Source organism: Paenibacillus sp. J5, from assembly GCF_054955055.1.
The window spans coordinates 209,189-234,404 of sequence record NZ_JBUEDD010000008.1; the positions used below are offsets into that span (position 1 = coordinate 209,189).

Here is a 25,216-nt window from a genome sequence, read left to right on the forward strand (position 1 = left end):
ACAATACACCACTAGCAGGTTATCTGACCAGCCAATATATGGATTGACATTTTATTCAACTCGCGTTACGATTCATACGAAAGCTAAAACGAAAATGCAAATGCTATAAACCTTTAATCCAGAGGAGGAATTCATGTTGAGAAAAGGAAGCCGCGCATTGCAACGTTATGTAACCGTATTCATGTCCATTTTTTCCCTGATGCTCATGACGATTATGGGGCCATTCAGCCTCACCTATGCTAGCGCTGCCCCGTCGATCCCTCACCTTAAGCAGAAGGGTCCGATCACCTTATCCATCGGCGACACACATACGTTTGAGATTGCCAAGTATCCGAAGAATGCTACGTCTGTATGGAGCAGCGACCGCAAGGCGGTGGCTACCGTCGATCAGAACGGCCAGGTGCAGGCTGTCAGCGCTGGCACGGCAACCATTAGCTGTGTCATCACGGTGGACAACAAGAAGCATACACTCGCCGCCAAAGTCATCGTAAAGGAGAAAACCATGAATCCGGGACCTGGCAAGATTAAGGTAGATAAGAACGGAGTCGATGCTCAAGGTCGAATGGTCGCCTACTTCGGCTCGCCAGTCATCGATGGCACCGTCGATCCGGTCTGGGCGACGGCGCAGCCGATCGTGCCGCAGCATATCTCGCCGAAGACGGATGCCTCCGTCTCCTTCCGGGCACTGTGGGATGATCAGGCGCTCTATATCCTCGCCGAGGTCAAGGACAAGGAGCTGTCCGTTCAATCCAGCACGCCGCATATGCAGGATTCTGTAGAAATCTTCCTGGACGAGCGCAATGACAAGACAAAGGAATACGGCCCCGACGATCTGCATATCCGCATTAATTACGAGAACAAAATGACGATCGATAACGGGAACCCCGACATGTATTATAGTGCTGCCAAGCGAACAAAGGACGGCTATCTCGTCGAGTCGAGAATTGCACTGAAGACGAAGCCGGAAAATGGCACCGTATTCGGCATCGAGCTGCAGGTCAATGATGCGAAGGGCACCGAGCGAATCGGCAGCATCAATGCATTCGACGGCACTGGCACCGCATGGCATGACCCGTCCACATTCGGAGCAATCGTGCTCGCCGGCAAATCCGCCCATGACGTCAGCGGCAAGAATCCATACGATCTGCTGAACCTGATTAAGCGTACACTCAAGCTCGATCTGAAGCGTTATACCAATGCCAGCATCGTCTCGGATACGCTCACGAACGTCATGACCGAGAATGTGCTCGGTGGAAGCACCATCACCCAGAAGCAGCTCGATCAGCAGTACGCCGCGCTCCAAGCTGCCATCGACAAGCTGGTTATGACCGAGGAGGCCGCCAACGAGAAATACTTCCAGCCGCTCCCGGACGGCTATCGATTGCCTAGCGATAAGCCGGGTGTCATCCAAACCTTGCACTACAAGACGCCTAACACCGAGAACGGCCTCGATGACAAAAAAATGCACGTCTATCTTCCTTACGGCTATGACGCCAAGGCGGCCGACAAAAAATACAACGTGCTCTATATGCTGCACGGCGGCGGCGAGAACGAGGACCTCCTCTTCGGCGGGCCGGGCCAGGACAGAGAGCTGAAGCGCATCCTCGACCATATGATCGCCAATGGCGACATCGAACCGCTGATTGTCGTCACGCCAACCTTTAACGGGGGCAAGAAGGATGTCTCGCTCTTCCATGAGGAGCTGCTCGGGAAGATCATCCCGACGGTGGAGACCCAGTTCAACACGTATGCCAAATCTGGCAGCCTGGCGGACTTGAAGGCTTCCCGCGCCCATCGGGCGATTGGCGGCTTCTCGCAAGGGTCAGTCACCACATGGTTCGCCTATATTAACGCTCTGGATTACTTCAAGCACTTCATCCCGCTCAGCGGCGACAGTTGGGTCATCGAGCTGCGAGGAGGCGGGCTGAAGCCGAAGGAAACGGCTGAATATCTGGCCAACGTAGCCCGAAAATCCGGCTACAAGCCACTTGACTACTATATCTTCAGCGCGACAGGCGATCTGGATATCGCATACGCCAATCTCAAGCCTCAGGTCGATGCCATGAAGCAACTGACCGATGCCTTCATCTACTCGTCGAATCCGAGCAAAGGCAATTTCTACTTCCTCGAAGCCGAAGGCGGAACACATGCTTGGGGCTGGCAGAACCAGTATATCTACAACATCCTGCCTGACCTTTTTCACAAATAAATCCATACTCGACCAAGAGGCTCAGGCCATCGCCTGAGCCTCTTGGATATAATCTACACGCACGGTCTGATATATGGCGGTTGACCCCCTCTTCCTCTATTATCCGGCAACGAAAGGAATCGTGAATCGATATGAGCAAGAAACAAGCAGTCAATCCGTACATGCCCTCCTGGGAATATGTCCCGGACGGCGAGCCGCATGTGTTCGGAGACCGAGTCTATGTGTATGGCTCCCATGATCGGTTCAATGGGCATGTCTTCTGTCTGAACGACTACGTGTGCTACTCGGCTCCAGTGGACGATCTGAGCGACTGGCGCTACGAGGGCGTCATCTATGAGAAGACCGATGATCCGCTCAATCCCGACGCTCACATGTGCCTCTATGCGCCTGATGTTACCGTTGGCCCCGACGGGCGGTATTATCTATACTATGTTCTCGACAAGGTGTCTGTCGTCTCGGTCGCGGTCTGCGATACGCCGGCTGGCAAATATACCTTCTACGGCTACGTGCATGATACGGACGGGCGGCGCCTGGGCGAACGCGAGGGCGATCAGCCGCAGTTCGACCCTGCCGTCTTAACGGAGGGCGACCGCACCTACCTGTATACCGGCTTCTGCGCCATCGGCGATCGCTCGCGCAAGGGGGCTATGGCTACGGTGCTTGGGGCGGATATGCTGACGATTGTCGAAGAGCCGGTCTTTATTATGCCGAGCCAGCCCTATAGCGCAGGGAGCGGCTACGAGGGCTTCGAGTTTTTCGAAGCGCCTTCGATCCGCAAGGTTGGCGATACGTACTATTTCGTCTACTCCTCGGTAGCGATGCATGAGCTATGCTATGCGACCAGCAAGCATCCGACGAAGGGCTTCACCTATCGGGGCGTCATCGTCAGCAACAACGATACCCATATCGACACGTACAAGCCAGCGGACAAGCCTGCCTACTACGGCGGCAACAACCATGGCGGCATGGTCGAGCTCCGAGGCCAATGGTACATCTTCTACCATCGTCATACGAACGGTACGAGCTTCTGCCGACAGGGCTGCATCGAGCCGATCGTCATCCTGGAGGATGGGCGCATCCCTCAGGTAGAGATTACCACCAGCGGCCCCAACGGCGCGCCGCTCATCGGAGAAGGCGAGTACCCTGCACATCTCGCCTGCCACCTGTTCACCGACCACGATGAGCCCTATTCAGGCACGCACGGCGCCTGGATGGATGGTCGTTTCCCCAAGATTACGCAGGATGGCCGGGACGGCGAAGAGGAGCCGGGCTACATCGCGAACCTGCAGAATAACGCTCAGGCCGGGTTCAAATATTTTCAGTGCAGCGGCGTGCGGCGTGTCAAGATCAAGGCCAGAGGCTACGCCCGCGGCGCCTTCGAGGTGAAGACTGCATGGGACGGCCCTTCGCTAGGCTCGATCCCTGTCGAGTTCACCAACGTCTGGACGACCTACGCCGCCGACATCGCCATCCCGGACGGGGTTCATTCCTTATACTTCCAGTATAAGGGGATTGGCAACGCCAGCCTGGCTTCATTTACACTGGAGACGTAGTACATATGCGTCGCCTCCAACTGGTAGCGAAGCGCCGTGGCGAACAGATGAAGGCTCGCCTTCGCGGCACAGTCTCCCCCCCCAATGCGAGGCGCTTGTCTCCGGGAAGCAGGTCGTCCCGCCCTCTCGCAAGAGGAGAGGACGGGACGCAGCATTTGTGGTAGAGGGGGAATTGTAGGTCATGTGACGTATAGTACGTCTAAAGCCCGCGTCTCGTCCTACAGCGTCTCGGTATTCAACGTAAATCCTTCAATGATCACATCCTCATCCACCTCGATGAGGATGCAGCGTTTGCCTCGATAGTTGACCTGCTTCACATACTTCAGATCCTGCGGGCTGACAGCGATCGAGGCGACCTTCGTCTGGATTTTGATCGATTTCGAGTTGAACTTGGGGATGACGCTGCTCGCTTTCAGCTCGTAGTTTTTGTCATCCGCGACGGCGCGGAACGCTTCCTCCACTTTCTCTGTCGTCACATTCTCCACGCCGCTGGCGGTCAACAACTGCTCCATATCCCGATAATCCAGCTTGGGCGGCTCCTCCTCCTCATGATTCTCGATGACCTGGTGGATTTCCTCATAGACATAAGCCAGCGTGGCGGCATCGAGCTGCTCGCCCGCTACCTCTCTTACGATCTCCTCGAAAATTTCCCGCTCCTCCAGCGCCGTCACCGTGCGCTCGGCATTCAGAACCTGGGCGATAAATCGGACGTCCGGTTCGTTGATCTTGCCAGCGCAATACAGCACGCGGTTCACATCCGATACGTTATCCGTCACACTCGGATAGAGGAACCCTTGCTCCGGCGTGCTCAGCTTGATGATCGGATCGACGTTCACATTGTATTTGAACTCCCGCTCGACATAATCAAACAAGAGCGATTTGCGCTGCTGCTCTGTCGAATTCACAGTGCACAGGATGAACGGATGCGAGAACATCTCGTCCTTCTCGCTCGCTTCGGCTTCGTCGTTGCGGCTTTTGGTCGGACGGTAATAATGGCCGCGGACAAATGTGACCACCGTATCGCGCTCATACGTGTAGTCAGTCAGCATCTTCTCTACCAGGTGCAGCATCAGGTTCATCCATTCTTCCGGGTCGCCGGTCACCATACCCTGGTGGAGCAGCACGCGGGTCGGATCCTCCGCCTCCTCCTGGAACTTCAGCTCGAACAGCTTCTGATCAAGCTCGCCTGTCAGCAGTTTTTTGAAATTGAGCATATACAGCTCCTGCTTCTCCCGGTCGACCAGTGCGAACGGCTGGCACTCATAATGATAGATTTCTTCGCTTCCTTTCATGATATAGACATTCAGAATATCGTGAAGATGGAGCATCTCATGGTCAAGCTTGAATTGCTTGCGAATATGGGCGACTTCTTTTTTGATCATCGTGCGTCAGACACCTCCTAACCATATGATAGCTTTGATCGAGCCGATGGCCCTGAGCCATCCCTGCTTGATTATACCCCCTACACGCCCAACAAGGAAATGAAAAGCGCCGTATTAACCAGATACGATATTATTACGGGATTATCCTTCAAGACCCTATTCCCGCTATGTAAATCAGCTATTACACATAGAAACAGCCTTCAAACACTCGGAACCGTTGTGTTTAAAGGCTGTTTTCGTTATCGATCCCAGGGGCTCCCAACCCCTATCTCATCCCTGCCGTGAGACACAAGCACCTCACGCCTCTATTAAAATGCGCTCCACCCATGGGTACAGCTTCTGACGCTTTTCTGACGCTTACAAGCCTAAGTCGTCGGCTAGCGCCTCCACGCCTGTGAAGATGGAATCACCGTAGCCCCAGAAGTTGTTGAAGTCGATGACAAAGATTTTTTTGTTTTTAATGGCGTTCATGCTCTGCACCTGCTCATTGGCCAGCAGCATGGCAATCGTTTGCTCCGGATCGATGCCGCCGGTATATTTGGAGATGACCAGCGCATCCGGATTCATCTCGACTAGCTGCTCCAGACTGATCGTGCCTGTTTCATGAATAAGCATATTGTGCATATTGATCAATGACACGGCGCTTTCAATAAAAGTATCCGTATTCCCGTTATAAATACCGACGGTGCCGTCGCCATTGTCAAATATGGAAGCGTAGTTGATAGCTTCAGAGCTTGCCCGAGCCGCCAACGCAGCTTCACGTGTTTTGAGCCGCTCGATATAAGCTGCGGCATTGGCTTGCACGTTGAAGATTTTCCCAAGCTCCGTAATATCCTGGTATAGATTGTTCAACGAAGCGCCTGTCACACTCGTCCCCTGAACATACGTTTTAACCCCCAGCTCATTCAAGCTGTCTACTGTGCCCACACCCCAGTCGGCATCCTGGAACAGATCGCCGCGCCCCACAACAAGCTCTGGCGAAGCGCCTATCGTTAATTCTTTGCCCACATAGCCTTCGGTCAGCACGGGAATTTTGCTGAATTCATCGGCAATATCTTCGGGCACATGTCCGTATACCGCAGCAACGCCAGCGATTTTGTCAGTCAGGCCAAGCCGGATTAATAGCTCGGCTGCGCCCTGTGTGTTCGCAACCACTCTGTCAGGCGCCTGACTGAAGGTTTGCTCCTTGGCAGTCCAGGCTCCGTTCTCCATTGTATAGTTTGCAACGGTCACTGGGTATGTGGTTTGGGTCGCGCCTTGAGCATCCCGATCCGTATTTTTCTCATCCGCCGACGCATTCGCGGCGCTGTTCTTCGCAGGCTGCTGAGCGTTATTGTTGGCTGCGCCGTTGCCATTCGTACTGGAGCAGGCCGCGAGCATAACCACGACCGCAGCGATTACACATAGAAACCTTCCCTTTTTACCCCATTGTGACACGTATAACATCTCCCTTTAATTCATTATTGTCTGGTTTACCATTGCCTCAAATCGTCATTGACCAGTATACAAGAAATGCAGATCAGTGTAAATGAGAATATTTATCACTGTATTGAAAATCATTATCAAATATCTTACAATACTAATAGTCCGTAAAATCAAATCATAGAGGGGTTAATTCCAATGCAAGCTTCATCCTCGCCGCAAGGCTCCAGGCCTGCCGCGCTCATCTACTCGAAAGCGGGCTTCTACGTCTTCGTGTTCCTTTTGTTGATTCTCGCTCTATTTTCTATAGGAGTATCCGTCTCTCTCGGGCAAGTCGATATTCCGCTTGGGCAGACCTATCGCATTTTGCTCTACAAATTAACGGGTTTCATGATCGGAGATCCCAGCGGGGTTGTGTCGGGCTCTTATACGGATATTATTTGGAGTATTCGCTTTCCGCGCGTGCTGCTTGCACTATTAGTTGGAGCAGGGCTATCTCTATGCGGCATGGTTATGCAGGCCACGGTTCAGAATCCATTGGCTGACCCCTATATTCTGGGCATTTCCTCCGGCGCGTCGCTCGGCGCAACCTTCGCGATTTTAGTCGGGTTTGGCGCAGTCGGCATGCTGGCGCAATACAGCTTGGCATTTGGCGCCTTCGTCGGCGCGTTTGGAGCGTCGTTGCTCGTCTTGACATTGGCAGGACTAGGGGGGAAAATGACCTCCGTCAAGCTTGTCTTGTCAGGCATGGTCATCAATGCGTTATGCATGGCGTTTTCCAACTTTATCGTCTATTTCGCCAATAATGCCGAGGGGATTCGAACGGTTACCTTCTGGACGATGGGCAGCCTGGCTACGGCTACCTGGAACAAGCTGCCGCTCATTTCCATTGTCGTTGCGCTTGCCATCCTGTTTTTCCTTATCCAGACCCGTATCCTGAATACGATGCTTGTAGGTGATGAAGCGGCTGTAACACTGGGAATAAATTTAAGCTCCTTCCGAAAATTATACCTGCTTGCCACTGCGCTTATTACGGGCGTCATTGTCGCAAGCTGCGGGATGATCGGCTTTGTCGGCTTGATTATTCCTCATATCGTGCGGGGCATGGTCGGCTCCGACCACCGCAGGTTATTGCCGATCACGGTATTGGTCGGCGCTATCTTCCTTGTATGGGCAGATGTTCTGGCTCGTACAATCGTTCCATCGGTGGAACTGCCTATTGGCATCATTACAGCTATGATCGGCGCGCCGATGTTTATGTACATGCTTATTAAAAAAGGGTATTCATTCGGAGGTAAATAGCCATGGAGCTTACGGTAAACGACTTATCCGTCTCAATCGGCAATCACGCCATCGTGCAAGATGTTGCTTTGAAGGTCGCGAGCAAGCAATTTGTCGGCTTGATCGGGCCGAACGGCTGCGGCAAATCCACATTGCTTAAGAGCATCTACAAAATCATTAAACCTACACAAGGAGAAGTATTGCTCTCCGAGCTGGACGTACTGCGCTCCCCTCCAAAGGTCGTCTCGAAGCAGCTCGGCGTTGTTGGCCAATTCAATGAGCTGAGCTTTGACTTCACCGCTGCCGAGATGGTCATGATGGGGAGAACCCCGCATAAAGGCCTGCTTGAAGCCGACCATTCCAGGGATCATGAAATTGTGCGGGAGGCGCTGCGCAAGGTTAATCTGGAGAGCTACGCCGAGCGCAGCTACAATTCCTTATCCGGCGGCGAGAAGCAACGCGTGATCCTGGCGCGCGCCCTGGCGCAGCAGCCGCAATTTATGGTTTTGGACGAGCCCACCAATCACCTAGACATCAAATATCAACTGCAAATTTTGCAGATTGTGAAGCAGCTAAATATTGGCTTATTGTCGGCATTGCACGACTTAACGCTCGCGGCCAAATATTGCGATTATTTGTATGTGATGAAGAAGGGACAGGTATTCGCCAGCGGCAAGCCTGAAGAGGTGTTAAACAAGGAGCTGATTCGCGAGGTGTTTGAGGTGGAATGCGAAATTTACCGCAATCCGGTTACGCATGATTTGGGCATTGCTTATTATCACAATTAGCGGTGGAATGCCATGCTGATCGAGTACTTTGAGAACGGATGCCAGCGCATCAGTGAACGCCTGCCCGGCACCGCTCTCATCCGCTCTCTCAACTCCAGCGCCTACATCTGAAGCGACCAGCCCTGCACCTGCTGCTGGATGTCCCACAGCTTTGCATACAGCTTCTTCTCCTTCAGCAACTGCTCATGCGTCCCTTGCTCGACCAGCCTGCCCTGGTTGAACACCAGAATCTGATCGGCATCCTGGATCGTCTTGAGACGATGAGCGATGAGAATGACCGTCTTGTCAGCAACCAGCGCGTTGATCGCCTGCTGCACCGCTGCCTCATTCTCTGGATCGAGCGCCGCGGTCGCTTCGTCAAGCAACACGATTGAAGCGTCCTTGAGCAGAGCCCGGGCAATCGAGATGCGCTGCTTCTCCCCACCGGACAAGGTAGAGCCCCCTTCTCCCACCAAGGTATCATAGCCTTGCGGGAGGCGCATGATGAAGTCGTGACAGCAGGCCCGCTTCGCCGCCAGCTCGATCTCCTCCTGTGTCGCATCGAGCTTGCCAATGCGGATGTTGTTGCCGATCGTATCCTGGAACAGATACACATCCTGAAACACCATCGATATCTCCTCAAGCAGCCGTTCTGGATCGAGCTGTCTGATGGATCGGCCGCCGATGCGTATGCTGCCCTCCTGAATTTCCCGAAAGCGTGCAATCAATTGCATCACTGTGCTCTTGCCGCTGCCCGACGGACCGACCAGCGCATTGATCGTGCGGGGACGAATCGTGAAGGACAGCTCGCGCAGCACCGGCTTGCCCGGATCATAGCCGAACCCCACCCCGTCGAACTCGATCGTCTTATCGATGGGCACCGCCTCCGTCCCAGGCAGTGGCAGCTCCTGCTCAACATCCATGATGCGCTGCGCGCTGTAGGCCGAGTAGCGAAGCTCGCCATAGTTAGTCAAGACGACAGTTAACGGCTCGTACAGCTTGGTGCCCACCATCAGAAATAGCAGAAAGATAGACAAGGAAAGCGAGCCGCCGACAAGCAGATAGCTGCCTAGTCCGATCATCAGCGCCATCCCGGAGCGGGTCAGCAGCAGCGCGCCCATGACGATTGGCCCGATAACCCCCTCCAGTCGAATAGAGGCCCGTCTCAGTCGTTCATAGGACTGTCGCAGTCGCTCGAAGCGGGTACCGCCCATATGATGCGCCTTGATCTCCCGCATGCCCGCCAAGTACTCCTGCAAGCGGCTTGCGGCATCGTTTTTGGCTTTTATATGCTCCTCACTCAGACGCTGCTGCAAGCTATCCGTCAACCGGAGCAACAGCGCGCCCACAGGAACGGCGATGAGCATCGCCAGCGCCATCCTCCAGTCGAGCCAGAACAAACCGATGCAGGCAAGCACAGGCATCAGAATTGCACTGATAAGCTGCGGCACACTGTGGGAGATCGTATTCTCTACCCGTCCATAGTCGGACAACAGCAGATTGGTCAAGTCACCAGGATCTCGACCTCCGATCACGCCGAGCGAGAGCTGTCTCACATGATCCGCCAGTCGCAGTCGTCCCGTTGCCGATAACTCATAAGCTGCGCGGTACGTTTTGTCGTATAGCAACGTATAGGTCACATACTGCAGAGCAAGGCACACAAACAGCGAGCCGGCTACCAGCCACATCCGTCCGGTATTCAAGCCGATACTCGGGTCGGCAAAGGCACGGTAGAGGATATGAATCAGCTCGATCATCAGCGCTGCGGGGAGGATCTTGCCGATCCCATCCAACAATGCTGCTGACGCTGCCGGCAGCAGGCTCCGTGGCTTGCCCCCAGTAATATTATTGATGTAGTTAAGCATGGAGCCCCTCCTTCCTCCTTGCATAGTCGTCATCAGCTTGCTTATTGTGCACGCGACCGAGTCTCCACCCATGCGCCCGGCTATGCGCTTGCCACATGCGCTCATAGAGCCCATCCCTTGCCCGCAGCTCCTCATGAGTGCCGCGCTCTGCGATTCGTCCCTGCTCGATAACCAGAATCTGGTTCGCCGCCTGGATCGTTGACAAGCGATGCGCGATGATCAGCACCGTCTTGCCCTTGACGAGCTTGCTGATCGCCTGCTGAATCTGGTACTCATTAGCTGCATCTGCATAGGCCGTCGCTTCATCGAGCACAAGGATCGGCGCATTCTTGAGCAAGGCCCGGGCGATCGCGATGCGCTGGGCTTCGCCGCCGGACAGATTCGTACCGCCCTCGCCAATCTTCGTACTATATCCCTGCGGCAGCTTCTCGATGAACTCATGACAGCAGGCTGCCTTCGCTGCCGCGATGACCTCCTCCCTCGCAGCAGTCGTATTGCCCATACGGATATTGGCTTCGATTGTATCGTAGAACAGATGGACGTCCTGGAACACAAAAGAAATGACGCGCATCAGATTCTCGGTGCCCATCTCACGGATCGGCACGTCGCCAATTGTAATCCTACCCTCCTGAACATCCCAGAAGCGAAGCAGCAGACTGGCGATTGTTGATTTGCCGCCGCCTGACGGGCCGACCAGCGCTGTCATCTCGCCTGCCTTCGCCACCAGATCAATCTCTGTCAGCACAGGCTTATAATCCTTGCTGCTGTCCTGTTCATAGGCAAATGATACCCGCTCGAAGGCGATATCGAAGCTAGCGGGCATCTGCGGCGCATCCGGCTCAGTCGTCGTCTTCTCCGAGAGCACGGCATCGATGCGACGATTTCCCTCCACGATCTCCCGCAGCCCTCCTCCCAGATACATCAGCTTCATCAACGGGGCGGACAGACTCGGGGCGATGATGAGGAAGATCGCGAAGGTAATCGCAAACGCCTGGTTGCCCGTATCGCCGCCTATGAGCAGCAGAGCTACCGGCACGACGAACGTTACGAGCGAAGAGACCAGCACAAAAAACAAACTGTAGGGGGTTTTGCACATCATCGTGATCCCCAGAGCAATATCCTTATATCGAGTTACCGCTTGCCTGAAGGTCAGAAATGAGTCCGCCTTGATGCCAAACAGCTTCACCGCCTGTATCCCCCGGATATACTCGACGCCGGTCGCATTCATCTCCTCCATCGCGTACTGATACTCCCGATAGGCTTGCTTGCCGCGTTCTCCCGAGAACACCCGCGCCTGCAGCCACAGCCCGATGACGATAGGCAGCAGCAGAATCAGCGACATTCGCCAGTCGACCCAGAACAAGTAGCCAAGCAGCACTAGCGGCATTATAATCGCGCTAACCATATCCGGCAGTTGGTGGGCAATGAAGGACTCGATCTTTTCTACACTAATCTCGATGATCTTCTTGAGCTCGCCGGTTGCCGTCTTCGTGTGATAGCCCATCGGCACCTTGCTGATATGATCGGCGAGCCGTATTCTGAGCTGATAGAGAATATGGAAGGCAGCGATATGTGAGCACATGCCGCTGATATATAGGGTGATCAGATTGATACCCAGTCCGCCCAGCGCGATCCACCCCCACCTCACGATCAGACCGCCGTCGATTGCCGCTGGCGTTCGCGCATGCAGCATCAGCTCCTCCACAATTCGATACACGGACACGAAAGGCACGAGCTGCAACAGGCTGGAGAGCGCAGAGAGAATCGAAGCCGCCACCAGCAACGCCTTCTTCTCGCCGGCAAGACGCAATAGCTTGGACAAATCCGATTGACCGTTCATCTTATCCCCCCGTCCCGGCTGTACCATCGGCTTCCGACAGCAAGCCCTTCAGCCACTCCGCAGCTTCAGCTTCATGAGGGAAGGCCTGACCTGGGCAGCCATACATCTTGCGGGTGGACAGAGCGGTGACAGGCTTGTAGAGCAGCAGCAGCTTGCTCGAAGGAAGCACCACTGCGATCCCGGCGCAATACTGCGCAATCTGTGCTCTATGCGCCTTGCACCAGTCCACGTAAGTCGCCGTCACCTCGCGATTCGGACGCTTGGCACTATCTCCGGGCTGTATCATCAGCAGACCGAACCGCTGCTTGCGCAGCAGACATTGCTCCCACAACTGGATATAGGCTGCGACCGTCTCGGCAGTAAATGCCTCATTCATCTCGATACGCACGAGCGGCCATTGCGCTTCATCAACATTCATTGCTATTCCTCCATATGCAGTTATAATTAGCTCCATCCTAGCCTTTTTTGATAATGGTTCTCAACCCCTGCCGGAAGTAATTTCCCCCCTGATCGTTCCACCGCTTCTCCGCTGACGACACAACAAAAAAAGGACCCCTATGGGTCCGTTCACGAATAGGCCTCGCCTGGCATCATCTCAATTACGATCGTAACGACGCCTCCACTCCCGTGGAGTCATCCCCTCCATTTTTTTGAACAACGCTGAGAACTTGCTCGGATTGCTATAACCCAGCTCAAGCGCGATATGGGTGATGCTCTTGCTCGTCTCCTGCAATTGCCGCTTGCCCTCGGCCACTTTAAGCTCCAGCATATAGGATGAGATGCTCGTCTGGAAAAGCTGCTTGAATCCTTGCTTCAGCTTGGTTGTATTCATGCAGCACTGCCTGGACAGCTCAGCCAGCGTAGGAACCTGATCCGGCTCGCTCGCAAGCTGATCCCGAATATGCAGAAGCGCCAACTGATCCGCCTCCGTCAACACAATACGCGACTTCGCTTGCCCCCCTGACCGCGCCGCCCATTCCAGACATTCGGAGAAGATGAGATAAGACAGTCCCTTCCATTGAAAATAACGGTCAGCCTTCTCCAGACCCGTCATCGTCGCAATCTGACGGAACATAGAGATGACCCGCTCGGGCGCTTTCAGCACCGTCATATAGCCGCCATTCAGGCAGGAAGACAGATGACGCTGGAGCGGCTCCTTCCATTCATCATGCAGATCAGGAATAGTGAGATCCATCTCCAGACTTATGGAGGAGAAACGAGTGGCGCGAGCTTCAATGATGGATATCTCCGGCGTGCTCTGGAACAAGATAAGATCGCCCTTGGCGAACTCCTGCCATTCCTCAGAAGGTAAAACCCGCATATGGCACGTGCCCTCCATAACCAGGATCAGCTCGAACGTAGACCTGGAGAGAAGCAGCTTATCAGACATTTTGTAGCTCGCCCGCTCGTAAGTCGTCGCATAATATACGATCCCCTCTCCAACGTGTTTTCTCAGAATGCTGCCTTCCCCATAATGATCAGACAGACGATAGAGTTGCCCCCCTGTGAGGCTCTCCATCCTGTAGAAATACCGCTTGCTGCGCATCAGCTCGAAAATATCATTGTCGCAGCGCACAGGTTCATTCACTTCGATCACAACCCTTTACATGGAGCCTGAAATAGATGATCTCTCCTCATGATAAATGATAATTATTCTCAATGTCAACCAAAAACAAGCATGATTCCCTGGCGCATCTCCCGTGTCCACACGAGCTCCGTTCATGGTCGATGTCATCATAACACGCCCTGCCCGCATATGGACAGGACGCTGCTTTTTTCTTACTCTCCCCCAGGCAACCAGCAGGACAAATAACTATATGGCCATGGCAACCACCAGCCTGAGCAAGCCTCCTGCACGCTGCCGGATTGCCTGGGGGGAGATGATACTTTTCGTTATAGACGTTGCCTCTCGTTTCATTACATTACATGATAAAAGCATACCCTCGATTGCCCGTGCCCTTAACAGACAGCAGACTGCTCAGGTCGGCGGCATCACGCTTGCGAATCTCCATCCTCGCTGCCCATTCAGCCATACCGGGCACCCGGGGATGAAGCACTGCTGCAAGCTGTGGACGATGCACGCCCAGCCAGGCGGCTTGCTCCTCGATCTGCTTCACCAGCAGCTCGCCTGCCGCCTCCGCGATCTGGCGCACATCCAGCTCGCCTTGGACGAGTGCACGCTCCTTCACCCCTAGCTCGCCAGCCGCCTCTGAAGTGTATTTCACCTTCACGATCGCCGGGAGGTCTGGGCGACTGCTCGTCAACGTTGCCGCTCGCTCCTCATAATGCGGAACCATGAGCAAGCCGTCTCTGCCCGCTTCTGCATACATCCGGTAGATGCGCAGCGCTGCCGGGAGATCGGGGCGGCTTACCTTCATCTGCGCCATCCGATAGTCGTAGCCGATGACCTGCAGCAGACAAGCCCGCTCATCCTGCCCATTCGCTCTTGCCTGCACACGCCCCTCCAAGTCGGGATGAGAGATAGCAAGCTTGGCTGACGTATCGTTATAGCCGGGCACCTGCAGGAAAGCGATAATCGCAGCACTATCCGGGATTCGCGGATGGAGCCGGCCTGACAGATCCGGTCTGCTCGCGTGAATGCTACCTTCCCACACCTGCTCCCGATGCGTCCGCACCTCAAGCAGCGCTTCTATCGCGCCCTGGCTCCGAGTGTACGGGGAGACCTCCAGTTGACCGCTTGCGTCTGGTCTGGATACATGAAGCTGCCCCGCCGTACTCTCGCCCCCCTCTACCCTGACCGTCAATTCAGAGCGCAGAGAGCTTCGCGGATCAACCGTCAGGCGTGCATGGAGCACTGGACGCTGGGCGCCAAGGCTGGCAGCAGGAGAGGTCTGATCCTCATGCCGTACTGTCAATACAGCTCCCTTATCCTCCTCCTGTCTCCGGTACACCACCATCTGTCCATCAAGTGTCGGACGAGATACAGTCAATTCACCCGCGCGCTCAACAAGCAGCGGATCTTCCGCGCGATGCACATAGAGGCCAGCAGACCGCCAGGAGAAGCCGACATCACTGTGTACAGTCAGTTGAGCTGACACATCCTTGCGACCTTTCCCATAGACGAACATTCCTCCGCTTAGCCACTCGCGGCCAATGCTGTATACTTGAGACGTCACATAGGAAATGCGTAGCTGCGGCGGGTAACCCGACTCGCGCGTATAGAAGCTAAGGGTACGGTCATCCGATGTTCGGATGATCACACCCAGGTTCGGCAGCTCTCCAGACCGCCAGCGCTGAACGATCGCCAGCACATCTATATCCACGCACCGCTCTGCGGGATGGACATGGTATTCATGCGTCAGCAGCTCGCTGGAGAGCGGCTTATTGGCATCCGTGATGCCCATCTCCCGCCATAACGCATCTGGCTGATGCAGCTCCAGCCGACTCCCTGCCGGGAACTGCACGTAGTAGAGGCGCAGCACCGCTTGCTCGATCACATGAATATCCGGGATCACCGTATCCAGATCGGCAAATCGTACAAATGCCTCAAACGCCTCATCCGTATTGCGGCCTGTCAGCATACTGCGGGCATCGCCATAGTTGATCGTCCGCAGCCGCTCCAGACTCCGCGTGCTGGCATCCGCAATCGCGGTTACAGCAGCCTCCTTGCGTGGCGCCTCCAGCAGCTCGAAGGAGCCCAGCATCCGGTTATGCGGCCGAACCTCCAGACTCGCATCCAGTTGAGCCAGCGGCATCGCCGTAAGCTTCGCTTGCAGGCTGCTCTGCCCGCGGTAGTTGACCCCTAGTGTCGCTACCCACTCCTGCGAACGGAACGTTCGGACAGCGAGCTGTGCTTGCAGGCTGCCTGTGTTAAGCTGACGGACAGTGACCTCCGCCTCCTGCTCCTCCAGTCCCGGTCGATACAAGACAAAGGCTCCTTGCATCCGGTTGGCTCTGGCGGTTTTCACCGTTAATGTACTCTGAAGCTCCTCCGTTTGCTCCATCCTTCCTCACATCCTGTCTCATTGCATTGAGAGTTATAATGCATCGGCATTGGCCCGAATCTCGAACTGCCCGGCGGGTGCCGCCGGCGCATGTATTTGGGTGGACAGCCGGACATAGAAGGTCAGCTCCTCCTCCGGCTCCACGATCTGATTGAACAGCAGCGACTTCTCCGCGCGGAATGGCGAGGCTGTGCGGGAGAGCTGTACGGCGACCCCCTCAGACAGCTTGTCCTGCGCCACCTCCAGTTGGAGATTTTGCACCCGTTCACCAAGCTGATTCCTTACCACTACCTGCTGCTCCAGCGTCGTCTGACCCGCGATCACCACGCCAAAATCCAGATGCTTGAGCAGCTCGCCTAGGGAGTTGGTTAGATAATCTCCAGTCGAATTTTTAAACATCAATCCAGAGTACGACCCAACAAAGACCGTTTCCCAAGCATCCTCTACGCCCCAGGCGTCTTTAAATTCAACTCTGAGGGTGTTATTTTGATTAATGAGGACACTTCTTTCATCAACACTTACATTAATATCAATCGGCGTTCGAGAAAGCGCAGTGTAGGAACCATCAATAGGGAAATAAGGATCGCCGTTTAAAATAACTCTGTATTGAACTTTTCCTTTGTCATCATCGTCAATTTCACCTTTTAATTTATTCCCTGCAAATGTTACTGAAATCGTGGCTGTTGTATTTAAGATGTAAAAAGCTAAAGTGTGAAATTTCACATTTCCTATCGGAGAATTAATTTCAAGTTTGACATCGGCTATTTGAATTTTTTCATCTGTATGAATACTGTCTTCTAGATAATAAGCAAGCTTTAGCCGTTCTCCTTTATCCAAAAACACTTCTTTAGTCAACTTAGACAAATCATAAGCAGACATTCCTTTGCTTCTAACATCAGCAAGATTAGATAGGTTTATAGTGATCCACTCATCCCACTTGAAAGCTTCCCATGTATTTCCATCGTCAAATGAGATGACAGTTCTGAATTTGCCTAAGCTGCCCGTCTGATTAGCAATAATATTTGCCAAATCTCCATGTAATTCAAATTCTTTTGGCTGAAACAGTGCCTGTTTAACTGGAATGCCTGTAGTAGTCAATAATGGATTGTCAATACTATCATCACTAGACCAACTGTACAATTGGTAACTATCTTCTATGCTATCCAATAAAGAGTGATTCGTAGTGACTTCTAAACTTGGACTAGTTACACTCGCATCATCTGTGTAGTATAAAACATTCATACTATTGCCAAGTTCGTCATAAATCAGGAATGGTTCACTGTCCACTGTAACTACAGAAGTTGTCTGTGTTATATCATTAGAATACTCTCGAATATTTATTGTATCATCTTTAAGAACATCTTCTAATAAGAATGAATCCGTTCCGATTTTTACAGTCAAATTAGTTATTTCACTATCATCACTGTAATAGCAAAATTCAATCTCTCCATCTAATATTGACCATTCTGATTCTAAAATATTTGTGATTTCTTCTAAAGTATTCCCATTAGAATAATCTGTTTCTGTAGGTGCTCCACTTGTCACAGTTATCCATGAATCCGATACGTATCTTTTATACTGACCATTATGCAAAATCAAAACTTTAATCATTGTTCTCACCCGCCTTTCTCATCTAGTCTTTCATTGTATTTTTACACTTTTTATCTTTATTTTAGATGTATCTATTTTTTGTTTTAGCACCTTGCCTGAACCTAATGTCACTGAATCCTGCGTTATAAATGTGCGAGTCGTCAACGGTGAGTTCAAATCAATGGTGATACCTTGTTCCATACCATAAGTTAAATAAATAGATTCATCTACTGATGACAATTCTTTTAACTCTTGATTTTCTATTGAGTATACTTTGTTGTCACTAGAGATAAGTAAGAATTTATTATTGATATAAGAACACTTATAGATTGTGATATACGGTGAGGTAGTATAAACGACAACTAGATAATTTCCATCAGGAGAAAATGAGCAACCATTTCCCTGACCTGTAGGTAAACTACTCGGATTGGCTAACTTAGTAAATGTATCTCCTGATCTTTTATAAATAGTTATATAAGGACTTGTATTATGAGCTACAGCTAAATAATTTCCATCTGGTGAAAAAGAACAACCTAATCCTGAACCCGTAGGCAAACTGTTCGGGTCACTTAACTTAATAAATGTATTTCCTGATCTTTTATAAATAGTTATATTAGGACTTGTACCATGAGCTATGGCCAAATAATTTCCATCTGGTGAAAAAGAACAGCCTCTGCTTGTACCTGTAGGGAAGCTATTTGGATTAGATAACTGAGTAAACGTATCTCCTGATCTTTTATAAATAGTTATATAAGGACTTGTACCATGAGCTACGGCCAAATAATTTCCATCTGGCGAAAAGGAACAACCATAAGCTACACTCTTAAGTAAAATATCCTTATTTTCTAACTGAGTAAATGTATCTCCATTACGTTCATAAGTAGTTAAATAAGGACTACCACTATGAGTAACTGCTAAATAATATCCATCTGGTGAAAAGGAACAACCTCTTCCTGTACTCGCAATTGAAATACTTGGGTTAACCAACTTAGTAAATATATCTCCACTTCTTTTATAAATGGTTATATAAGGGGAGGTTGAGTGAACTATAGCCAGATAATTTCCATCTGGTGAAAAGGAACAGCCCAACCCTGACCCCGTAGGCAAACTGCTCGGATTAGATAACTTAGTAAACGTATCTCCTGATCTTTTATAAATAGTTATATAAGGACTTGTACCATGAGTTACAGCCAAATAATTTCCATCTGGTGAAAAGGAACAACTGAATCCTGCTCCAATCGGTAAACTACTCGGATCACTCAACTGATCTACCTCTAGTTTCCCCAATATATACTCTCCTTTCTATAATTTTATTTTCCCCACTCTTCTTTTTGATATATCTAATTCATGCTCGTATATTCTTCCTGAACCAAGGTTTACTGACGATTGAGCAATCATTACGACTTCTTGAAATGCCTGTGTTAAATCAATTTCTGTTTCATTATCAATACCGTAGTTTAAAAAATTCGCCTCTGAACCATTTTTCAATTTAATAATTTGTCCATTCGTAGTATCAATTGAGTAAATTTCTGTTCCATCTATGGATGAAAGTAAAATTTTAGTCTCACTGTACTGAATTTTATATATCGTGATAAAGGGATTAAAAGCATGAGCAACGGCTAAATACGTTCCATCTGGTGAAAAGGAACAACCGTAACCTGTACCACTTGGCAAAATACTAGGATTATTTAACTTACTAAAACCATCACCTGAGCGTTTATAGATTGTGATGAAAGGTGAATTATTCTGTGTAACTACCAAATAATTTCCATCTAGTGAAAAGGAACTGTCTATGCCTATTGATGTGGGTAAATCTACAAGATCGGGCAATTTAGTGAATATATCCCCTGAACGTTTATATATCGTTATATAAGGGGAACTCTCATACGCAACTGCTAAATAATTACCATCAGAAGAAAAAGAACACCCCCTGCCTCCCCCTGTAGGTAGCGATGTCGGATTGGATAATTTAGCAAAAACATCTCCAGTTCTTTTATAAATCGTTATAAAAGGACTCGAATAATGAGCCACAGCTAAATAGTTTCCATCTGGTGAAAAGCAGCAGTCCAAACAACTATTTGTAGGTAATGATGTTGGATTACTTAACTTGGTAAATGTATCTCCATTCCTCTTATATATTGTTATATAGGGACTTCTGTTACTCCCTATTGCCAAGTACACTCCATCTGGCGAGAAAGAACAGCTCAAACTGCTTTCTGGTGGCAATGTTGACGGATTAGGTAGTTTAGTGAATGTATCACCGCTACGCTTATAGATCGTTAGCAAACTGTCAGCAACTGCAAGATAAACTCCATCTGGTGAGAAAGAGCAGCTTGTAACCTTGGATACTGGTAAAGTTGTTGGGGTAGACAACCTAGTAAACATATCTCCTGAGCGTTTATAAATCGCAATATAAGGACTATTTTGATGACCGACTGCTAAATAAACCCCATCAGGAGAAAAAGAGCAACTTCTTCCTACTCCAGTCGGTAATGTAGATGGATCATTTAATTTTTCTATCTTAAAACTACTCATCGCCCTCCCCCCAATATCTTCATATGTTTAATCTGCAAAAACTCACCTAAATCCACCGTCCTCCTAAACACCCTCCCATTTCCAACGCTCCCGTCACTGCTCATCGCAAATTCCATCACCGTGCGTTTCCGATCCAGCACACTCAAGTCATCCATCCCCATATTCATATAATCCGCCTGGGACGGGCTTGCCACTATTTGCTTCACCCCATCCTTATACGAGATGTATTGCCCATCCACCTTAATGAAGTGACGCATTCCATCCGTATCCACGGCTAATCGATCCACTCTACTCAGATTCACTCTGTCTACACTCCCGCGATAGACCTTGCCACTGCCCGTCCAGCTTGAATCTACATTCATGGTGGATGGATATTCCCTTTTCGAGCTCAAGCTTCCATTGGAATAGTCCAGATAGGGGTTGCTATACTTCGCCGCATCCTTGAAATCATCCACCGTAAAGCTCTCCACCGTCTTCGCAGACCGCAGCTCGATGCGCACCTTAGCATACGTGTTCACAGGCGACTGGATCTCTCCGGTATCCGCAGCAACCTCCTGCCATTCCGTCCATGTCACCCGATCAGGGGAGGAGGCGGTCATCACCTTGAACGTTCCGTTTTGGACCACGACACTGCTCTTGCTTACCTTGCTAAATGACGCTACCCGGTCCTTCAAGAACGAATCCTCCGACTCCCAGTAGCCAGACTCATAATAAATCTCATGCCCGGCATCGCTGACGCCCACCTGAGCCAGTTGCAATGCTCCATCCCGGTACTCCGTCCTGTAAAATGTCCCCCTGCTCAAATCCAGCTCCAGCCCGAGCTCCCGCACTTCCGCCATAGCCATTCCCTCCTCTCTACACCATCCACGCCTCGGCAAATGTGCCCGACAACCCTGTCAATGTCTCACCACCCTGCATTTGCAGCACAATGACATTGTATTTCTCATCCTGGTGGTATCCCCCGACACGGAAATCCACCGGAAGCGCCGCCCCCTGCGCCAGCTCCTGCAGCTTCTCCACGAGCTCCGAACGGTTCTGTACATATTCCGTATGGTAGCTCCCCGGCGGTACCCTTAGCTCGTATGACCTTTTGCTCGACCCTGTACTTGTATCCGTACCTGCCCCTGTCCCTGAACCCGTGCCCGCGCCCGAATCCGTGCCCGTCCCCTCGCCTGTACCTGCTCCCATACCCGTCTCCAGCTCCAGCACCAGCTTATTATTGCTCTCGCTAATCTCGACCGTACCGTTTATCGGCTGCTTGCCCCAGAGTCTTCCGTAACGATCGGTTTCCCAAATGTCCGACATGCGTCATTCCCCTCTCATCCTTTAATGTGCCAGTTGATCATTCCCGCTGTCCTCGCCTGCAACGGCGCCTCGATGCTGTCCACCAGCTTGCCGTTCACTCGAATATTCAGCCGTCCCTCCAGCGCCTGCTCGCTTGTCAGCTTGAGCTGCATATACACCGGCGCATGCTCCGGCACCGTGACCAGGGCCTGATAATGCAGCCGTACCCCCTCCAGCTCCAGCAGCTTCTTATACCCGACACTGAATGCCGTAATCTCATGCGCGAAGCGTCCCTGATGGCCACGCCGCAGCAAATCGGCATCCGCCACCGCATCCTTATACGTAATAATGTCACTGTAGCCATACGCCCTCCCGGTCAACGGCAGCTCCTCCCGCCCATGCGGGGCATAGGTGACCATGATTCGATGACCATTCAGCTCGAATACGCCATTGCCAACGTCAAAAAAAATCTGCGACCCGCCCCCGATCAACCCAAACCGTACCAGACGGCTGCGGTCAATCGCATAAAAGCTATTCGGCTGGTGCGTGCGCGGATCGAACTCCAGCATAGAGCTGCCGTCATAATAGTCTGCCGCCCAGATGAAGCTCTGTGCTACCGGCGAGCGACTGTATTGCTTATTTCCCAACACCATCGTTCATCTCTCCCTTGCCTGGCTGGTCAGGGCAATCCCGATAACCGCAGGCATCAAGCATCGAAGCATAAAGCAGCTCCATCATCTCCTGCCTGCTCCTCCGGGCCTTGCCGTCCGTCTCGCCACTCCCTGCCGAGTCTGGCTATGACGTGGCCTGAACAGCGGACATAAGCCCAGACTGTTCACACCACGCACATTCATTTCCTCCAGATTCACACTCACGATTTTACTCATGCCATTCGAACCGAACACACTTCCCGCTGCGCCATACCCGAGTTGTCCTGCTGTCCTCGCCACCCTGTCGCTATGTTGCTCTATGGCCCTATCACCCTATTGCTATGTTGCCCTGTCACACTGCCGCCCTGTTACTATGTTGCTGTGTTGCTATGCCGCCCTGTAACCCTGCTGCTATGTTACTCCATGTTGCTATACTGCCCTGTAACCCTGCTGCTACGTTACTCTATGTTGCTATGTGACCCTGTCACCTGTCGTTCTATTGCTCTATCACCCTATCGCTATGCCGCCCTGTTGCACGTAGGCAACAGCCTACAGCAATCCTACACGTAACGGTACGACACCCGCAGCTTGAACGCCTGCTGTCCGCTACGCGCATCGAGCGGAACCTGGGCACGCAGGCTGACGGTCACATAGTTGCCCGCAGCGTCTGTCGGGTTGCCGTTGTTGCTCACACCCAGAATCTCCTTGGCCGCCGGAGCCAGTGGCGCCGGGTAGCTCGCACCCGCATGGTTCTTCTTCGTCGTCCCGGTCGTGCCGAGCGCCTTGAGGAAATCCTTGCCGATGCGGCTCGTCTCCTCGTCCAGATCCGTCTCCCCGAGCGAATCCACCTGCGCGTGAAACCAGTTATCCTTGACCACCTGTACCTCGTTGCCAGCCTCCTCGCCCGTGCCGCCCTTCATATCACGGGTGGTGATGGTGCAGTCCTCCATTTTCGGCACATCTGCCGTCCCGCCTCGGTTATTCCAAATATTGAACGTATACACCGGGCTAGGATCGCCCGCGTCGATGACCCCGAAATTGAAGGGCTCGGTAATCTCCTGCTCATGTGTGCTGTTTCTCCATGAAATAATTGGCGTCGTCATTATGCATTCCCCTTTATGTTCATTATGGTATGGCCTTGCAATAGGCCCTGTTGCCGTAACACTTCACTTCAACCTACACCTGCTCGTGCATGCTCCATCACGTGCGGATGGTCACCTGCACCGTTACATTTTGCAGACCAAGCCCCTGCTTGTAGATATGGACGCGGAAGAGATCGCCCTTCTCCACCGTCCGCTCCGCCAGCACATAGCTCTGGTCGTCAAACCTTGCGAACGGAGCCATCCGCATGCGCTGCTCCAGCACATTGTGCCATGTCGCCGCATTGCGCGATTTCTCCACATACAGCTCCGTCTCCGTCTCGCCCGCCATGCCGCAGAACGCCTCGATGGCTACCAGTTCCCCGTCATAGGGGAACCTCACCATCGCCTCCTGCGGCCCCTGCACGACATACGGCAGGCAGAACACCACGACACGCTCCTTCACCTCCAGCGGAATCGACTGGAGCTTGAGATGCTCCGCCACACTCATCAAGCCGTCCTTATACTCGTTGACCGGCTGCAGATTGGAGCCGAAGATGTCGATCAGCTCCCATTTGCGTCCGTCATAGCGGTAACGCTTGCCGTCCGTATACGTCTGCACCGTCCAGCCGATCTCCGGGAACGGGTACGTCTCCTTGAGCTGTGCCTCACTTGCCACCGGAGGGCGAAATACCAGCTTCGTCGTATGATGCGCCGTCCATGCCGCCTCGCTCGCCTCGTCTGCCGCCTGTGCTGCGCGCTGCGCATTGTCTGCCGCCGTATCCGACCGCTCCAGCGCCATCTGCGCCCTGGCGATCACCTCATTTACCTGCTGCATCGCAAGCTGAGCATCGTTCAGCCGCCCTTGAATATCGTTGATATAGTCCTGTAGCGTGACCACGACATCCGGGCTGCGGCTGGCCATGGCATAGATTTTGCTGGCGGGGTACAGGATCAGCCCGCGTCCCATATAGGAGCAGATCTTGCTCTGACCCTCCTGCGACGGATGAAAATTAATGATGCCGCTGGCATAGTTCACGATATATTCATGCGGCGCCAGCGCGCGCTGGCGCTGGAACTGCTCCATCGTCAGCTCCGTCATCCCGGCGATCTGCACCCGATGGAACTCGGACGGCGTCTCCAGCAGCGTCACCAGTTGATTAATAACCGGCAGCGTATCGGTGCGTGGCTTCAGCTCATCGCCCGGCTGCCCTGTGCGGTGCAGCATTATGAGCGGATCGTTGTACTCCAGATAAGATAATAGCTCAGCCATTCTTGCTTCACCTCCCTTCATCTATTGGCCTCAATCCCGCTAGCCGACGAACACATTGCTGCTTCCCTCGGCGATCACGGTTCGCTGTCCATTATGTGTGCTCACTGTACTGCCGTTGACGGCCAGCAGCTTGCCCTCGCAATATACCCCGGCTATATTAGCGCTATCGATCGCCCCGCGACCGCCCTCATGGTTGCGCACGTTATATGCACCGCCAGGCAGACCTGTCACCGTCTCCTGCTCCTCCACAGGGTCGCCCGCGCAGGCTGCCGGTTTTCCATTAATCATGACGCTTGTCGCGGACGCTCTCACCATACCTCGAACCGTAGATGCTCCAGTATGCTGCTCTTCTCCTCCTGCGAAGCATGTAGCCGGGGATTCCGCTGTTCCGCATGGATATGGATTCAAGTACGGATTCCAAAGCGAATACCGGATGTCGCGGGCGGTCCACTCTTGAATGCGGCAACCGTCATATGCGGCCTCTGCCATCCACATTGCCCCTTTCTTCTGCGCGCCTTCTC

The 25,216-nt window shown here is 52.4% G+C and carries 20 protein-coding genes; 4 read left to right on the plus strand and 16 right to left on the minus strand.

All coding sequences use genetic code 11. The features are described 5' to 3' along the window. Positions 1-133: 133 nt before the first annotated feature. On the plus strand, positions 134-2,209 hold the full coding sequence (locus tag ACY1JZ_RS16250; protein ID WP_462630124.1) for a sugar-binding protein: 2,076 nt from the start codon (positions 134-136) through the stop codon (positions 2,207-2,209). A gap of 131 nt (positions 2,210-2,340) precedes the next feature. Next, positions 2,341-3,762, plus strand: coding sequence for a family 43 glycosylhydrolase (locus ACY1JZ_RS16255; protein WP_462630125.1), 1,422 nt, complete (start codon positions 2,341-2,343; stop codon positions 3,760-3,762). Between the two features lie 218 nt (positions 3,763-3,980). Here the strand turns inward: ACY1JZ_RS16255 and ACY1JZ_RS16260 are convergent, their stop codons facing one another. Together ACY1JZ_RS16260 and ACY1JZ_RS16265 are read right to left on the minus strand one after the other, a co-directional pair. Next, positions 3,981-5,144 (minus strand): DUF4317 domain-containing protein, encoded by a 1,164-nt coding sequence (locus ACY1JZ_RS16260; protein WP_462630126.1) that lies wholly within the window; start codon positions 5,142-5,144, stop codon positions 3,981-3,983. 357 nt (positions 5,145-5,501) lie between these two features. Further along, on the minus strand, positions 5,502-6,581 hold the full coding sequence (locus ACY1JZ_RS16265; RefSeq protein ID WP_462630127.1) for an ABC transporter substrate-binding protein: 1,080 nt from the start codon (positions 6,579-6,581) through the stop codon (positions 5,502-5,504). A 183-nt stretch (positions 6,582-6,764) separates the two neighbouring features. Between ACY1JZ_RS16265 and ACY1JZ_RS16270 the strand changes: the two genes are divergently transcribed. After that, positions 6,765-7,868: a FecCD family ABC transporter permease gene (locus ACY1JZ_RS16270; protein WP_270169800.1), complete on the plus strand. Its 1,104-nt coding sequence runs from the start codon at positions 6,765-6,767 to the stop codon at positions 7,866-7,868. 2 nt (positions 7,869-7,870) lie between these two features. Beyond that, the gene (locus tag ACY1JZ_RS16275) at positions 7,871-8,635 is read left to right on the plus strand and encodes an ABC transporter ATP-binding protein (RefSeq protein WP_270169799.1); all 765 of its coding nucleotides are present in this window, start codon (positions 7,871-7,873) and stop codon (positions 8,633-8,635) included. Positions 8,636-8,736: 101 nt separating this feature from the next. On the opposite strand, the gene ACY1JZ_RS16280 is transcribed toward ACY1JZ_RS16275, so the two are convergent. From ACY1JZ_RS16280 to ACY1JZ_RS16345, 14 genes are all read right to left on the minus strand, one after another. Continuing rightward, positions 8,737-10,479, minus strand: coding sequence for an ABC transporter ATP-binding protein (locus ACY1JZ_RS16280; protein WP_462630128.1), 1,743 nt, complete (start codon positions 10,477-10,479; stop codon positions 8,737-8,739). Then, positions 10,472-12,319: an ABC transporter ATP-binding protein gene (locus ACY1JZ_RS16285; protein WP_462630130.1), complete on the minus strand. Its 1,848-nt coding sequence runs from the start codon at positions 12,317-12,319 to the stop codon at positions 10,472-10,474. Before ACY1JZ_RS16285 ends, ACY1JZ_RS16280 begins: the two co-directional genes overlap by 8 nt. Before the next feature lies 1 nt (position 12,320). Further along, positions 12,321-12,737, minus strand: coding sequence for a hypothetical protein (locus tag ACY1JZ_RS16290; RefSeq protein WP_462630131.1), 417 nt, complete (start codon positions 12,735-12,737; stop codon positions 12,321-12,323). A gap of 177 nt (positions 12,738-12,914) precedes the next feature. Continuing rightward, positions 12,915-13,907: a helix-turn-helix domain-containing protein gene (locus tag ACY1JZ_RS16295; protein WP_462630132.1), complete on the minus strand. Its 993-nt coding sequence runs from the start codon at positions 13,905-13,907 to the stop codon at positions 12,915-12,917. Between the two features lie 334 nt (positions 13,908-14,241). Next, positions 14,242-16,284, minus strand: coding sequence for a DNRLRE domain-containing protein (locus ACY1JZ_RS16300; protein ID WP_462630133.1), 2,043 nt, complete (start codon positions 16,282-16,284; stop codon positions 14,242-14,244). A 33-nt stretch (positions 16,285-16,317) separates the two neighbouring features. Next, positions 16,318-17,895 (minus strand): hypothetical protein, encoded by a 1,578-nt coding sequence (locus ACY1JZ_RS16305; RefSeq protein ID WP_462630134.1) that lies wholly within the window; start codon positions 17,893-17,895, stop codon positions 16,318-16,320. Between the two features lie 30 nt (positions 17,896-17,925). Then, positions 17,926-19,161 carry a WD40 repeat domain-containing protein gene (locus ACY1JZ_RS16310; protein WP_462630135.1) on the minus strand — a complete coding sequence of 412 codons (1,236 nt, stop codon included), beginning with the start codon at positions 19,159-19,161 and terminating at the stop codon, positions 17,926-17,928. Between the two features lie 15 nt (positions 19,162-19,176). Next, a complete protein-coding gene (locus ACY1JZ_RS16315; protein WP_462630136.1) occupies positions 19,177-20,409 on the minus strand; it encodes a WD40 repeat domain-containing protein in 1,233 nt (410 codons plus the stop codon). Further along, entirely contained in the window at positions 20,406-21,248 is an 843-nt protein-coding gene (locus ACY1JZ_RS16320; RefSeq protein WP_462630137.1) for a hypothetical protein, read from the minus strand. Before ACY1JZ_RS16320 ends, ACY1JZ_RS16315 begins: the two co-directional genes overlap by 4 nt. A gap of 16 nt (positions 21,249-21,264) precedes the next feature. After that, positions 21,265-21,714 carry a hypothetical protein gene (locus ACY1JZ_RS16325; protein WP_462630138.1) on the minus strand — a complete coding sequence of 150 codons (450 nt, stop codon included), beginning with the start codon at positions 21,712-21,714 and terminating at the stop codon, positions 21,265-21,267. A 14-nt stretch (positions 21,715-21,728) separates the two neighbouring features. Continuing rightward, positions 21,729-22,346 (minus strand): hypothetical protein, encoded by a 618-nt coding sequence (locus tag ACY1JZ_RS16330; RefSeq protein WP_270169784.1) that lies wholly within the window; start codon positions 22,344-22,346, stop codon positions 21,729-21,731. Positions 22,347-22,903: 557 nt separating this feature from the next. Next, complete coding sequence (locus ACY1JZ_RS16335) at positions 22,904-23,446, minus strand: hypothetical protein (protein ID WP_270169782.1); 543 nt, start codon at positions 23,444-23,446, stop codon at positions 22,904-22,906. 97 nt (positions 23,447-23,543) lie between these two features. After that, the gene (locus tag ACY1JZ_RS16340) at positions 23,544-24,695 is read right to left on the minus strand and encodes a hypothetical protein (RefSeq protein WP_270169781.1); all 1,152 of its coding nucleotides are present in this window, start codon (positions 24,693-24,695) and stop codon (positions 23,544-23,546) included. A 39-nt stretch (positions 24,696-24,734) separates the two neighbouring features. Continuing rightward, positions 24,735-25,184, minus strand: a complete 450-nt coding sequence (locus tag ACY1JZ_RS16345; RefSeq protein ID WP_462630139.1) for a PAAR domain-containing protein — start codon at positions 25,182-25,184, stop codon at positions 24,735-24,737. Positions 25,185-25,216 lie beyond the last annotated feature (32 nt).